This window comes from Lapillicoccus sp., from assembly GCF_036559105.1.
Classification (GTDB): domain Bacteria; phylum Actinomycetota; class Actinomycetes; order Actinomycetales; family Dermatophilaceae; genus Lapillicoccus.
Window position 1 is genome coordinate 54,586 of sequence record NZ_DATBTV010000092.1, and the last position, 13,699, is coordinate 68,284.

The 13,699-nt window shown below is 69.8% G+C and carries 12 protein-coding genes; 5 read left to right on the top strand and 7 right to left on the bottom strand.

The genetic code is table 11. The annotated features are described in order from the left end of the window. Positions 1-11 precede the first annotated feature (11 nt). The 3 genes from VIG79_RS11995 to VIG79_RS12005 all read right to left on the bottom strand — a co-directional run bounded on the left by VIG79_RS11995 (position 12) and on the right by VIG79_RS12005 (position 3,260). On the bottom strand, positions 12-887 hold the full coding sequence (locus VIG79_RS11995) for a carbohydrate ABC transporter permease (protein ID WP_331885871.1): 876 nt from the start codon (positions 885-887) through the stop codon (positions 12-14). Next, a complete protein-coding gene (locus VIG79_RS12000) occupies positions 884-1,840 on the bottom strand; it encodes a sugar ABC transporter permease (RefSeq protein WP_331885873.1) in 957 nt (318 codons plus the stop codon). Before VIG79_RS12000 ends, VIG79_RS11995 begins: the two co-directional genes overlap by 4 nt. A 76-nt stretch (positions 1,841-1,916) precedes the next feature. Further along, the gene (locus VIG79_RS12005; protein WP_331885875.1) at positions 1,917-3,260 is read right to left on the bottom strand and encodes a sugar ABC transporter substrate-binding protein; all 1,344 of its coding nucleotides are present in this window, start codon (positions 3,258-3,260) and stop codon (positions 1,917-1,919) included. Positions 3,261-3,517: 257 nt separating this feature from the next. On the opposite strand from VIG79_RS12005, the gene VIG79_RS12010 reads away from it, so the two are divergent. From VIG79_RS12010 to VIG79_RS12020, 3 genes are all read left to right on the top strand, one after another. Continuing rightward, a complete protein-coding gene (locus VIG79_RS12010) occupies positions 3,518-4,504 on the top strand; it encodes a sugar-binding transcriptional regulator (RefSeq protein ID WP_331885877.1) in 987 nt (328 codons plus the stop codon). A 90-nt stretch (positions 4,505-4,594) separates the two neighbouring features. Then, positions 4,595-5,410, top strand: a complete 816-nt coding sequence (locus tag VIG79_RS12015) for a transglutaminase family protein (protein ID WP_331885879.1) — start codon at positions 4,595-4,597, stop codon at positions 5,408-5,410. Then, the gene (locus VIG79_RS12020) at positions 5,407-6,270 is read left to right on the top strand and encodes a transglutaminase family protein (RefSeq protein WP_331885881.1); all 864 of its coding nucleotides are present in this window, start codon (positions 5,407-5,409) and stop codon (positions 6,268-6,270) included. The genes VIG79_RS12015 and VIG79_RS12020 overlap by 4 nt, the downstream gene beginning before the upstream one ends. Positions 6,271-6,339: 69 nt before the next feature. Here the strand turns inward: VIG79_RS12020 and VIG79_RS12025 are convergent, their stop codons facing one another. After that, the gene (locus VIG79_RS12025; RefSeq protein ID WP_331885883.1) at positions 6,340-7,137 is read right to left on the bottom strand and encodes an enoyl-CoA hydratase/isomerase family protein; all 798 of its coding nucleotides are present in this window, start codon (positions 7,135-7,137) and stop codon (positions 6,340-6,342) included. Continuing rightward, positions 7,134-7,676, bottom strand: coding sequence for a hypothetical protein (locus tag VIG79_RS12030; RefSeq protein ID WP_331885885.1), 543 nt, complete (start codon positions 7,674-7,676; stop codon positions 7,134-7,136). Before VIG79_RS12030 ends, VIG79_RS12025 begins: the two co-directional genes overlap by 4 nt. A 59-nt stretch (positions 7,677-7,735) precedes the next feature. On the opposite strand from VIG79_RS12030, the gene glgX reads away from it, so the two are divergent. Then, a complete protein-coding gene (glgX, locus tag VIG79_RS12035; protein ID WP_331885887.1) occupies positions 7,736-9,889 on the top strand; it encodes a glycogen debranching protein GlgX in 2,154 nt (717 codons plus the stop codon). 10 nt (positions 9,890-9,899) lie between these two features. Here the strand turns inward: glgX and VIG79_RS12040 are convergent, their stop codons facing one another. Then, entirely contained in the window at positions 9,900-10,934 is a 1,035-nt protein-coding gene (locus VIG79_RS12040; protein WP_331885889.1) for a CNNM domain-containing protein, read from the bottom strand. Continuing rightward, positions 10,931-12,298 carry a hemolysin family protein gene (locus tag VIG79_RS12045; protein WP_331885891.1) on the bottom strand — a complete coding sequence of 456 codons (1,368 nt, stop codon included), beginning with the start codon at positions 12,296-12,298 and terminating at the stop codon, positions 10,931-10,933. The genes VIG79_RS12040 and VIG79_RS12045 overlap by 4 nt, the downstream gene beginning before the upstream one ends. A gap of 174 nt (positions 12,299-12,472) precedes the next feature. Here VIG79_RS12045 and VIG79_RS12050 point away from each other — a divergent pair, with 174 nt between their 5' ends. Continuing rightward, on the top strand, positions 12,473-13,540 hold the full coding sequence (locus VIG79_RS12050; protein ID WP_331885893.1) for a M36 family metallopeptidase: 1,068 nt from the start codon (positions 12,473-12,475) through the stop codon (positions 13,538-13,540). The last annotated feature ends 159 nt before the right edge of the window (positions 13,541-13,699 follow it).

Sequence of the window (13,699 nt, forward strand, 5' to 3'; positions counted from 1 at the left end):
ACGCGACTGTCTTACCGGACGGCGCCGAGCGAAAGACCCTGCACGAGCTTGTCCTGGGCAGCGAACCCGGCGATGAGCACCGGCAGTGACACGACCAACGACGCGGCACAGACCTTGGCGAGGAACAGCCCCTGGCTGGTGACGAAGCCGGTGAGGAACACCGGCGCGGTCTGGGCCGCGGTACCGGTGAGCACCCGCGCGAAGAGCAGCTCGTTCCAGCTGAAGATGAACGAGATCAACGCGGCCGCGGCGATCCCGGGAAGGACCACCGGCGCGATGATCGAGCGCAGCGTCCGGATCAGGCCGGCGCCGTCCAGCTGGGCGGCCTCGAGCATCTCCACCGGCACCTCCGCCAGGAAGGACCGGAGCATCCAGACGACGATCGGCAGGTTCATCGAGGTGTAGAGGATCAGGAGGTACCAGATGTTGTCGAGCACGTTGACGGCCTGCGCGAACAGGTAGAGCGGCAGCAGGCCGGCGACCACCGGGAGCATCTTGGTCGACAGGAAGAAGAAGAGCACGTCGGTCCACTTCTTCACCGGCTTGATCGACAGGGCGTATGCGGCGGGGAAGGCCAGCAGGAGGACGAGGACCGTCGACAGCACGCTGGCCGTCAGCGAGTTCAGCAGCGGCGGCCAGGGACCCGAGTCGAAGAAGGTCTTGTACCCCTCCACCGACAGTGGGGCGAACAGTGCCGGGGGGTTCTTCGCCGCATCCGGCTCCGAGTGGAAGGACGTCAGCACCATCCACAGGACCGGCAGGACGAAGAGGATCCCGACGACCCACGCTGTCCCGCTGAGGATGATCGCACTGCGCGGCTTCTTGCGGTGCTGGATGCGCTGGACCTGCTGCGTCCCTGGTGTGGTGGCGCTGGCGATGGCGCTCATCGGGTCTCCTCCCGGAACAGCGTGGACACGGTCCTCAGCGCGAACGTCGCGATGATGATCGTCGCGATGACGACGATGACCCCGGCGGCGGACGCCCGGCCGTACTCGTGGGCGGTGTAGAACAGCTGGTAGATGATGTAGGGCAGGTTCGCGGTGCCGAGACCGCCGGCGGTGATGACGAAGACGGCGTCGAAGTTCTGGACGACGTAGACCGACCCGAGCAGCGCGCTCAGCTCGATGTACTGGCGAAGGTGCGGGAAGGTCATGTTCCAGAAGATCTGCCAGCTGGTGGCGCCGTCGATCTTGGCCGCCTCGACGACATCGAGGGGACGGCTCTGGAGGCCGGCCAGCAGGATCAGCATCATGAACGGCGTCCACTGCCAGACCAGCGCCGCGATGATCGCCCACAGCGGCGCCTGGCTGATCCAGTCGGGCTGTGGCCAGTTCTGACCGAACAGGTTGCCGACCCACCGCAGCACGCCGTTGAACAGGCCGTACTCCGGGTTGAGCAGCGCGTGCTTCCAGAGCAGCGCGGCGGCCACCGGGACGATGAGGAACGGGGTGATCATCATCGTGCGCACGACACCGCGGCCCCGGAACTGGCGGTCGAGGAGCAAGGCGATGAGCAGGCCGAGGATCAGGCTGATCAGGACCACGGACACCGTGAGGATGACCGTGACGATGATCGCGGACCGGGTGTTGGCATCGGTGAGGACCCGACGGTAGTTGTCCAGCCCGTTGAAGCCGATCTCGTCCGGGTAGTAGGCGTTCCAGTTCATGAACGAGATGCCGAGGGTCACGAGGAACGGCAGCTGCGTGATGATGATCATGAAGATCAACGCCGGCAGGAGTGGTGCACGACGGGCCCAGGCGCCGGCTCGAGCCAGGGCGGAGTCGTCCGGGGGCGTCGCCGGCGGGGCGCCGGTGCGGGTGGACTCGGCGACGGCGCTCATGAGCGTTCCTTCCTGGTGACGTTGTGTAGGCGGCTGGGAGCCTCCAGTGGAGAGCGGCCGGTGACCGCTCGGCGGTTCACTGCCCGCCCTTGGACTGGTACCGGTCGGCGACGTCCTCCGCGAGCTCCTGACCGTTGTCCAGGGCCTGCTGGACGCTCATCCGGTCGGCGATCGCCGAGCTGACGTCCTGCGAGACCTGGGTCCCGAGGTCGGGGAACTCGGGGATGTCGACGAACTGGATGCCCGGCGCCGGCCGTGGCTGCACACCCGGGTTGTTCGGGTCGGCGGACTCGATCGCGGCCTTCGTCGGCGTCGCGAACGCCGACGCGACCTTGAGGTAGTCGGGGTTGTCGTAGGTCGAGGACCGCTTGCCGGCCGGGACCTTGGACCAGCCGAGCTTCTGGCCGACCAGCTCCTCGTACTCCTTGCTCGACGCCCAGGACACGAACTTCCAGGCGTTGTCCTTCTTGGTACTGGCCATCTGGATGCCCCACGCCCACGAGTACAGCCAGCCGGAGCTCTTCGTGAGCTTCACCGGCGCCGCGACGTAGCCGATCTTGCCCTTGACGGGAGAGTCCGCCGCCTCGAGTGAGCCGGCCGCCGACGTCGCGTCGTACCACATGGCGACGTTGCCCTGGACGAGGTTGTTCAGGCACTCGGTGAACCCCGCCTGGGGGGCACCCTTCTCGCCGTGCGCCTGGATGAGCTTGACGTAGAAGTTCGTCGCGTCGACGAACGGCTTGGCGTTGACCCCGGGCGTCCAGTCCTTCTCGAACCAGGTGCCGCCGAAGGTGTTCACCACGGTGGTGAGCGGGGCGAAGATCTGGCCCCAGCCGGGCTGCCCGCGCAGACAGATGCCCTTCATGTTCGGCTGGGCCCCGTCGACCTTGGCGGCGATGTCGGCGACCTGGTCCCACGTCGGGTTCGCGGGCATGGTGATGCCCTTCGAGTCCAGGACGTCCTTGCGGTACATGAGGAACGACGACTCCCCGTAGAACGGCTCGCCGTAGACGACGCCGTCCTTGGACATCGACTCGGTCATCGGCTTGAGGATGTCGTCCTGGTCGAAGGCCGTGTCCTTGGCGATGTAGTCGCTGAGGGGCGCGATCCACTTGCTGCGCGCGTAGATCGGGATCTCGAAGTTGCTGACCGTGGCGACGTCGTACTGGCCGGCCTGGCTGGAGAACTCCTGGCTGATCTTGTCGCGGACGTCGTTCTCCGGCAGCACCGTGTAGTTGACCTTGATGCCGGTCTTGGCGGTGAAGTTGTCCGTGGTCAGCTTCTGCAGGTCGACCATCTGTGAGTTGTTGACCATGAGCACGTTGATGGTGTCGGCGCCGCCGCCGCCGCCGGCGCTGCCCCAGCCGCTCGCTCCGCAACCAGCCAGCACCACCGAGACCACGAGGGTTCCCCCGAGCATGCCGGTCCGGGCTCCTCGCCTACCGCCTCTGCGTCCTGTTCGACCCGCCACGCCGACTCCCTCGTCCCGGGACCACGTCGACGTGGTCCGTGCGTAACGCTCACATGAGCGCTGCTCTGCTCGTATGCTGCTTTCGGGAGTCAACCGCCGCTGCGTCCGCCTGTCAAGAGTTGGCCGGGAAACGCCATCGCGCCGACCGGTCCGCGTCGTAGATTTCGGCGGGGGCCTTGGTCGAGCACGCACCGAAGGGAGCCGCCATGGATGGATCCGAGCTGACCGCCGGCCCGGCGCAGCTCGTCCTCACGGCCACGGTGGCCCGGCGGTACTACGTCGACGGACGGTCCAAGGTCGAGATCGCCGACGAGCTCGAGATCAGCCGGTTCAAGGTTGCCCGGCTGCTCGACCAGGCGCTGGCCACCGGACTGGTCCGGATCGAGATCGGCCATCCGGGCAGCATCGACACCGACCTGTCCAGCCGGCTCCGCGAACACCTCGGCCTCCGGACCGCGATCGTCGTCGGCACCGAGGAGTCCGACCCGGCGGCGCTGCGGACATTGCTGGCCCGGGCCGCCGGCGAGCTGCTCACCGAGACGGTCGGTCGGCTCGACGTGCTCGGGTTCGCGTGGGCGAGGGCGGTGGCGAGCACCGTCCCGGTCCTGGGCCGGATGGCCCCCGCTCCCCTGGTCCAGCTGACCGGCTCACTGCAGCGCGAGGACCTGTCCGTGACGTCGACCGAGATCGTCCGCGACATCGGACGGCTCACCGGCGGTCGGGTGACGGTCTTCTACGCCCCCTTCCTGCTGCCCGACGAGGAGACCGCCCGGACCCTCCGCCGGCAACCCGAGATCGCTCGGGCCATCGCCCAGTTCGGCTCGGTGACCAAGGCCGTCGTCGGGCTCGGTGCCTGGGGTCCGGGAAAGAGCACGATCTACGACGCGATGGGCACCGCGGACCGCCGCGCGCTGACCAAGGCGGGGGCGGTCGCCGACGTCTCCGGGGTGTTCATCGACGCCTCGGGCACCGTGGTCGGCCACGAGCAGACCGCGCGGATGATCTGCATGAACGCCGAGCAGCTGGCCAAGGTCGGCGACGTGCTCGCGATTCCTTACGGCGTCTCCAAGGCCCCAGCCGTCCTCGCGGCGGTCCGCAGCGGCCTGGTGACCACCCTGGTCACCCACGACGCGATGGCACGGACCCTGCTCGGTGGCTCGGCGGCCAGCGGCTGGCGCCGGAGCGCTGTCTAGGGCGGCATCGTGACCGCCGCATCCAAGGCATACCGAAAATCACGACGTTCCCGTAACGCAGCGGAAACACCGAGTCCCCAAGATGGGTCCATGGACACGCGACGGCTGCGCATCGGCTGCGAGTTCGTCTACCACGCGGAGATCCCGACGCCGACGGTCTTCCAGGTCCAGCCGTCTCTCGCGTCCGAGGTCCTGGTCGCCGACGAGTCCTGGTCGTTCGAGCCTGAGCTCGACGTGCGCCGCTATGCCGACCTCTACGGCAACCCGTGCCTGCGCACCGTGCTGCCGACGGGTGAGTCCGTCCTGCGGTATGCGGCGGTGGCGACGGTCCGTGACGCGGTCGACGACGCCGACCCGGACGCGCCCGAAAACCCCGTCGCGGCGCTCCCGGACGACGTGCTCCTGTTCACCCTGCCGAGCCGCTACTGCCTGCCCGACATGCTGGCCAACGAGGCGTGGAAGCAGTTCGCCGACGTCCCCCCGGGCTACTCCCGCGTCCAGACCATCTGCGACCACGTCAACGAGCACCTGACCTTCCAGTACGGGTCGAGCACGGCGACCTCGACGGCCCTCGACGTGTTCACCACCGGCTACGGGGTGTGTCGCGACTTCACGCACCTCGCGATCTCGTTCTGCCGTGCGCTCAACATCCCGGCCCGGTACGCGTTCGGGTACCTCCCAGACATGGACGTACCGCCGGACCCGGCGCCGATGGACTTCGCGGCGTGGATGGAGGTCTGGCTCGGCGACCGCTGGTGGACCTTCGACCCTCGGAACAACCAGCGCCGCAAGGGGCGAGTCGTCATCGGGCGGGGACGGGACGCGTCGGACGTGGCGATGGCCACGACGTTCGGCGGTCCGGTCCTCCAGTCGATGGCGGTGGTGGCGGAGGAGGACGCCGGATGAGCCCGCTCGACGAGGTGGACCGCGTGAGGTACCGGCTGGACCAGACCTTCGTCTACCGGTATGACGCGCCCATCCAGCGGCTGCGGCACCGCCTGCGGGTGATGCCGCCGCGCCAGCACGGACCCACCGTCCTCGAGACCTCGCGGCTGACGATCTCGGGTGCCGAGGTTCAGCGACGCCGCGTCCGGGACGGTGCCGGCAACACCGTGGTCCGGGTCGGAGCCGAGCGGGTCGACGAGTACGTCCAGTTCGTCTACTCCGCCACCCTGACCCGCCGGCGGGACAGCGAGTCCGTGCTCCTCGACCCGCGCGCGCTCGGCGACTCCCGATGGCTGCGGGCGACGGCGCTGACCGGGCCCTCCGAACCGCTTCGTGCGCTGGCCGCCGTGTCGCCGCCGTCGGGACCGGGCCCGTTCGACCGGCTGAACGGGCTGGCTCTGGCCGACGCGCTCTGTCACGTGACCCACGAAGCGCTCGGCTACGAGTACGGCCTCACCGGGGTGCGGACCACCGCCGACGAGGCCCTCGCCCTGGGCCGGGGGGTCTGCCAGGACTCGGCCCACGTCATGCTGGCGCTCTGTCGGATCCGCGGCCTCGCCGCTCGGTACGTCTCGGGTCACCTCGTCGGCCAGGGCGGCACCCACGCGTGGGTCGAGGTGGTGGTCCCGTCGGCGGACGGTCACGCGGCGGAGGCGGTCGGGTACGACCCGTGCAACGGTCGGCGTACCGGGGCGGGCCACGTCACGGTCGCGACCGGTCGCGACTACCGAGACGTGCCGCCCACCTCGGGCAGCTACGTCGGCACGGCGACCGGCAGCCTCACCACCACCCGCGACCTCGTCGTCCTCGACGCCGCCTGACTGCTCCCCTTCCCGATGGGAATGGGCTCGAGCGGTCCGATTTCCGACCGCTCAAGCCCAGTACCGAAGTCATGCTCCCTCGAAGTTCGCCTTCCCCGGTCCCTGCTGGACGAACGAGGTCATCCCGATCTCGCGGTCCTTGGTCGCGAAGAGCGAGGCGAAGAGCATCCGCTCGATCTCCAGCCCGGTGTCGAGGTCGGACTCGAGGCCGCGGTCGATGGCCTCCTTGGCCGCCCGCAGCGCATACGCGGGGCCTCCGACGAACGAGAGCATCCAGGCGCGCGCCGCCGCATACACCTCGTCGGCCGGGACGACCTTGTCGACGAGGCCGATGCGCAGCGCCTCCTCGGCGTTCACGAACCGGCCCGAGTAGATGATGTCCTTCGCTTTCGCCGGCCCGACGAGCCGCGAAAGTCGTTGCGTACCACCGGCACCCGGGATCACACCGAGGAGGATCTCCGGCTGTCCGAGCTTCGAGCTCTCCCCGATGACCCGGAAGTCGCAGGCGAGCGCAAGCTCGCAGCCGCCGCCCAACGCATACCCCGTCACCGCGGCGACCGTGGGCTTGCGGATCTGGGCGACCGCCGTGATCGAGCTCTGCAGGGGGACCGAGCGCTCGACCATCTCGACGTACGACATGGCCTGCATCTCCTTGATGTCGGCGCCGGCGGCGAACACCTTCTCGCCGCCGTAGACGACGACGGCGGCCACCTCGGAGGTCGCGCCGGCGGTCTGCGCGGCGGCTCGGATCTCCTCCTGGACCTGCACCGAGAGCGGGTTCATCGGGGGCCGGTCCAGCCGGATCGTGCCGACCCCGTCCTGGACCTCTAGGCGGACGAACTCGCCGGCGTAGGCGATGTCGCTCATGCGTCGTCCTGCGGACGGTGGCGCGGTCGATACTGCTCGGACCCGTTGGAATCCGTGCTCTCGACGCCCTCGACGCCCTCGACGCCGTCACTTCCCTCGGGCGGCGTCTGGAACGACGCGTGCCACATCTGCACGACCTCCATGATGAGGTTCACGCTGATCTGGAAGAGCGCCGAGATGTCGGTCTGCATGGTCACGACGTGCTCGACGCTGACGACGAGGTTGTTGTTGGCGATGCCGACCTTGGCCAGGTTGAGCTGCAGGCTGAAGTCGTTGCAGCGCTGCAGCCGCAGGTACAGGTCGTCAGGAACCTGCTCGCCGATCAGCCACTGCCCGAAGATCCGCATCACCGGCCAGTCGCCGTCCAGGCACCGCACGAACAGCTGCTGGGGCGGCTCGCCGATCATGAAGGCCACGTCGCCGTCGCCGTCGATGTTGGGGTTCAGCCCGAGATCCTTGAGGACGTCGAGAACCCGCCCCCGCAGTGGGTGCTCGTCCGCCGGGGGTGGGAAGTTCGGCAGGCTGGTGGGGTCGCTCATGCTCCAGGCCTCACACAGAACGTCATGGCGACACCGTAACGGCCCCCTACGCTGACGGCATGTCCCCCCCGGCCCCACCACGACCGCTGCGGGACCTTCCACCACCGCCCGGGATCACCCGCGTCGAGGGCGGCGTGGAGCTCTGCGTGTATGCCGGCCACGCCGACACGGTGCACGTCTGCCTGTTCGACGCCGGTGACCGGGAGGGTGCCTCCGAGCGGCGCATACCCCTCACCGAGCGCGCGCACGGGTTCTGGTTCGGACATCTGCGCGGCGTGACGCCGGGGCAGCGCTACGCGGTCCGGGCCTCCGGTCCGTGGCAGCCGGAGAACGGTCTGCGCTACAACGAGTCCAAGCTTCTGCTGGACCCCTACGCCCGCGCGGTCGAGGGCGATATCCGCCTGGCACCGTCGGTCTTCGGACACCAGGTCGGGGTCGAGCTGGCCGGCGACACCGGGCTGCGGGACGACCGCGACTCCAAGGCCTTCGTGCCCCGATGTGTGGTGGTCGACGAGGCGTTCGACTGGGAGGGCGAGGTCTCGCCGCACCGTTCCCTCGCCGAGACGGTCATCTACGAGGTCCACGTCAAGAACCTCACCCAACGGCTGCCGGGCATCCCCGACCACCTCCGCGGCACCTACGCGGGCCTGGCTCACCCCCTCACCATCGAGCACCTCACCCGGCTCGGTATCACCGCCGTCGAGCTGCTGCCCGTACAGGCGTTCACCACCGAGCCCGAAGTGCTCCGGCGCGGCCTGACGAACCACTGGGGCTACAACACGCTGGGGTTCTTCGCCCCGCACGCGGCGTATGCGTCAGCCCGGGACCCGCAGGGCGTGCTCGACGAGTTCAAGGGCATGGTCAAGCTGCTGCACCAGGCCGGCATCGAGGTCCTCCTCGACGTCGTCTACAACCACACCAGCGAGCAGAGCGCGACGGGGATGACGTTGAGCTGGCGCGGCCTCGACAACCGCGCCTACTACCGGCTCGACGACCGCGGTCACGACATCGACGTCACCGGCTGCGGAAACACCCTCGACCTGCGTCACCCCGTGGTGTGCCGGATGGTCCTGGACTCGCTGCGGTACTGGGTCGAGGAGTGCCACGTCGACGGGTTCCGGTTCGACCTGGGCGTCGCCCTGGCCCGAGGGCGCTACGACGACTACGACCCCAACCATCCCTTCCTCGTGGCCCTGCGCACGGACCCGGTCCTCTCCCGCGTCAAGAACGTCGCCGAGCCGTGGGACCTCGGGATCCACGGCTGGCGTACCGGCCAGTTCCCGCCGCCGTTCAGCGAGTGGAACGACCGGTTCCGCGACGGCGTCCGGTCGTTCTGGCTCACCGGCCTCGGGCGCGACCGGGAGTCGCGGCAGGGGCACGGCGTGCAGGACCTCGCCACCCGGCTGGCCGGGTCACAGGACCTCTTCGGCACCCGCGACCGGGGGCCCATCGCGTCGGTCAACTTCGTCGCCGCCCACGACGGGTTCACCGCTCGCGACCTGACGATGTACGACGTCAAGCACAACGACGCGAACCTCGAGGGCAACCGCGACGGCACCGACAACAACCTGTCGTGGAACCACGGCGTCGAGGGCCCGACCGACGACGCGGACGTCCAGGAGGCCCGGCTGCGGTCCATCCGCAACCTGATCGGCACGCTGCTGACCTCGACCGGCGTGCCGATGCTCAACGCCGGCGACGAGCTCGGGCGCAGCCAGGACGGCAACAACAACGCGTTCTGCCAGGACAACGAGACGTCCTGGTTCGACTGGGACCTCGCGCCGTGGCAGCAGGACCTGCTCGAGACGACCCGCCACCTCGTGCGGCTGAGGGCCACGCTGCCGGTGCTGCGCCAACGGGCCTTCCCGTCCGGCCGCCAGATCGACGACGACGGCTCCACCGACATCGCGTGGTTCACCGCGAGCGGTCAGCCCATGACCGACGCCGTCTGGACCGATCCTTCGGTGCGCACCCTTGCGATGTACCTCGACGGGGCGGAGCTGGGCGAGCGCTCCGTCCTCGTCCTCGTGCACGGCGGAGCCAACCCGGCGCAGGTGACCCTCCCGACGCCCCCCGGGCTCAGCGCCTACGAGCTGCTGTGGGACAGCGCCTGGCAGCGACCGCAACGCCCGGCCGTGGTCGACCCGTCGGCCGGTCCGGTCGACGTGGCGGCAGCGTCCATGCTGGTCTACCGCGCCGTCCAGCTCGGCTGACACTCACGACTCAGCGGCGTGGGCGGTCGGTCTCGTCGTCGAACTCGCCGAGCACCCGCTCCAGGAGGTCCTCCAGGGCGGTGATCCCGATGACCTCGCCGCGGGGGTCGGCGACGAGCGCCAGCTGCGCCCGGTCGGCGCGCATCCGGCCGATCGCCTCGACCACCGACGCGTGGGGGTCGAGCACGGTCGTGACGTAGGCGAGGTCCGACACGGTGGAGTCGGGCGGGGCGAGCACGGCGTCGCGAACGTGGACGAGGCCGGTCGGCGCGCCGGACGCGTCGAGGACCACGAGGCGCGATCGGCCGCTCTCCCGCGACCGACGCTCGACGTCGACGGCCAGAGCGTCCAGCGGCACCCCCACGACGTCGGCCAGGGGCAGCGTGGCCGCATACACCGGTGTGCCCGCCAGGTCGAGGACGCTGCTGAGCAGCTCCTCCTCCGCGGCCTCGATGAGCCCGTGCTCCCGGGACGCGTCGAGGAGCAGCCGCAGCTCGGCTGGTCCCTGCACGACGCTGGCCTCGTCGACCGGCTCGACCTGCCAGATCCCGAGCAGGGCGTTAGCAGCGCCGTTGAGCAGCCGCAGGACCCATCGGGTGGACGCCATGAACACGCGGAACGGCAGTCCGAGCAGGATCGCCGACCGCTCCGGGTGACTGATCGCCCACGACTTCGGCGCCATCTCACCGACGACCATGTGGAGGAACACCACGACCGCGACGGCGATGACCGTGGCGACGACCGAGGCCACGGCTTCCGGCAGCGGGGTCAGCTGGAGCAGGGGGTCGAGCAGGTCCGCGACCGCCGGCTTGGCAAGCGCACCGAGCCCCAACGTCGCGAGCGTGATCCCGAGCTGCGCGCCGGCCAGACCCAGCGAGAGCTCGCGGCTGTTGCGCACGGCCGCGCGCGCCGAGCGTCCGCCGAAGGCTGCCGCGACCTCCAGGCGGTGCCGCTTCGCCGAGACCACGGCGAACTCCGCCGCCACGAAGAACGCGTTCGCGAGCAGCAGCAGCACCGACAGGCCGACGGACACGGCGACGTTCACGGGGTCCGCTCCTGGGTGGGATCCGACCGGAGGCGCAGCAGGGTGACCACCGCAGGGACGTGCCGCTCGACCTCGTCGACACGGATCTCGATCCGGTCGGGTACCGACGGGTCGTCGACGTCACCCGGTTCGACGACCTCGTCGACCGTGACGGTGTCGCCGGGCCTGGCCACCCGCCCGAGCCGGCCCAGCACGAGCCCGCTCACGGTGGCGTAGTCCGCCCCGAGCGGCAGCCGGACGCCGGTCGACGACTCGACCTCGTCGAGCCGGAGCCGGGCCGAGAGGGTATGCGTGTCCGCCGGTCCCTCAGGCGGCTCGGGCTCCCGCTCGTCGCCCTCGTCGAAGATGTCGCCCACCACCTCCTCCGCGATGTCCTCCAGGGACAGCACGCCGTCGAACCCGCCGAACTCGTCGACGACGACCGCCAGCTGGCGCCGGCTGGCTCGCAGCTGCTCCAGGGCGGCGGGCAGCGGCAGCGACCCGGGCACGACCACCGCCGCGGAGCACGCGTCCTGCACGGAGACGCTCCCCCAGCTCTCGCGAGGGACCTCGAGCAGCTCGGCCAGGCCGACGATGCCCACGACGTCGTCGACGTCCTGGGCCACGACGGGGAACCGCGAGTGCGGGCTGGTGCGCAGGAGGTCGACGACGGCCGCCAGCGTGGAGGTGGCCGGCACGGTGTCGACGTCGACGCGGGGGGTCATCGCCTGCTCCGCGCTGAGCGCCCGGTACGCCAGCCCGCGCTCGAGCAACAGGGAGAGGTCCTCGTCGAGCGCGCCTCTCTTGCGCGACTCGTCGATGACGTGCTCCAGGTCGGCGGTGGTGGCACCGGGTGAGAGCTCTTCGACGGGTTCGATGCCGACAGCCCGCAGCAGCCGGTTGGAGGCACCGTCGAAGAGGTGGATCAGCGGTCCCGCGACGGCGAGGTAGACCTGCGTCGAGCGGCTCAGCGAGCGGGCCAGCGGGATCGGGCGGGCGATGGCGAGGTTCTTCGGCGCCAGCTCGCCCACGACCATCTGGAGGACGGTCGAGAAGACGAGCACGAGAGCGACGGCGACGGCGAGGCGAGCCGCATACGGGAGGTCGGTGAACCCGAGCAGGTCGGCCAGCGCCACCCCGATGAGGGGCTCACCCGCGTACCCGACCAGCAGGGCCGTGACGGTGATCCCGAACTGCGCGCCCGAGAGGGTGAAGGAGAGCCGTCCGGTGATGTCGAGCGCGCGGGCGGCGGCGGCGTCGCCCTCGTCGGCCAGCTGCCGCAGCCGGTTGCGGTCCACCGAGACGTAGGCGAACTCCTGGGCGACGAAGTAGCCGGTCGCGAGGGTGAGGAGCACGACGAGGACGAGGCCGACGGCGATGAGCATCGCGGCGTCCACTCCTCGCGGGCATTCACTAGGTCGATCGCTTAGGTCCAATCTACGCGATCGGGGAGGTACGGTCGTCCGGGCGCTGTCCGGGACGGCTCGGGGGTCTGGAGCGTCTGTTCACCGACCCCCAACCAGGAGACGACCTTCATGGCCACGAGCCGCCGCCTTCGTATGACGCGTACCACCTCTGCCCTCGCCGGAACCGCGGTCCTTGCCGCTTCCCTCGCCACCGTCGCCCTCGCGCAGCCGGCCTCGGCGGCCAAGCCCACCAGCGGATCCACGACCGGGACCGGCATGGTCTTCAAGGTCAACCCGGTGCAGTCCAGCGGCATTCAGACCCTCACCGACATGAAGGACTCGGACGCGGCCGTGCCGATGAGCGAGTACGCGTCCGTGCAGCTGAGGAACCTCGACGGGTCCGGGTACCTGCGCGGGAAGTGGGCCAACGTCAAGTCCTCGACCGGGACGCCCGCGTTCAGTCCGACCAACACGTTCAACTACACCCGTCACGCCGACCAGTTCGAACAGGTCATGGCGTACTTCTGGGTGAACCAGGCGCAGGAGTACCTGCAGTCCCTCGGCTTCGGCTCGACGCTCCCCTCGGCCAACATGCAGCAGCAGTCGGTGCGGATCGACCAGTACGGCGCGGACAACAGCTTCTTCAACGACGCCCGGCATTTCGACATCCGGTACGGCAAGGGCGGGGTCGACGACGCCGAGGACGCCGAGGTCATCGTTCACGAGTACGGTCACGCGGTCCACGCCGCACAGGTGCCCGGCTTCGGCTCCGGCCTCGACGCCGGCTCGATCGGCGAGTCGTTCGGCGACTACCTCTCGGTGACGGTGGGCCTCGCCGCGGCCAAGCAGTACGGCTGGCCGGTGAAGACCGACCAGGCGTGCGTCGCCGACTGGGACTCCACCTCCTACACGAGCACGGTCCCGCACTGCCTGCGTCGCCTCGACACCGACAGCACCGTGGCCGACCGCATCGGTGAGGTCCACGCCGACGGGGAGATCTGGAGCCGGGCGCTCTGGGACATCCGCCTGGCCTACGTCAGGCTCGGCAGGACCACGGCGGCGTGGGACACCACGCTCATCGACAGCCAGTTCGGGTATGCGGCAGACACCTCCTTCTCGGCGGCCGCGCAGCAGACCTACCAGACCGCGTTGAAGCGTGACGGTGCCGCCGCAGCGGCCGAGGTCAAGACCGCCTTCGCCGCGAGGGGCATCACCTTCTGACCCGCCACTGAGTCACTCCCACGAGAGTCGGCCCCCTCCCACCGAATGTGGTGGGAGCGGGCCGACTGTCGTGAGAGTCCCGGTCAGGCCAGTCCGGCGCCGGGGGGCACCTTCTGACCGCCGAGCCGGCGCCGGGCGGCTCGAACGGAGCGAAGTTGC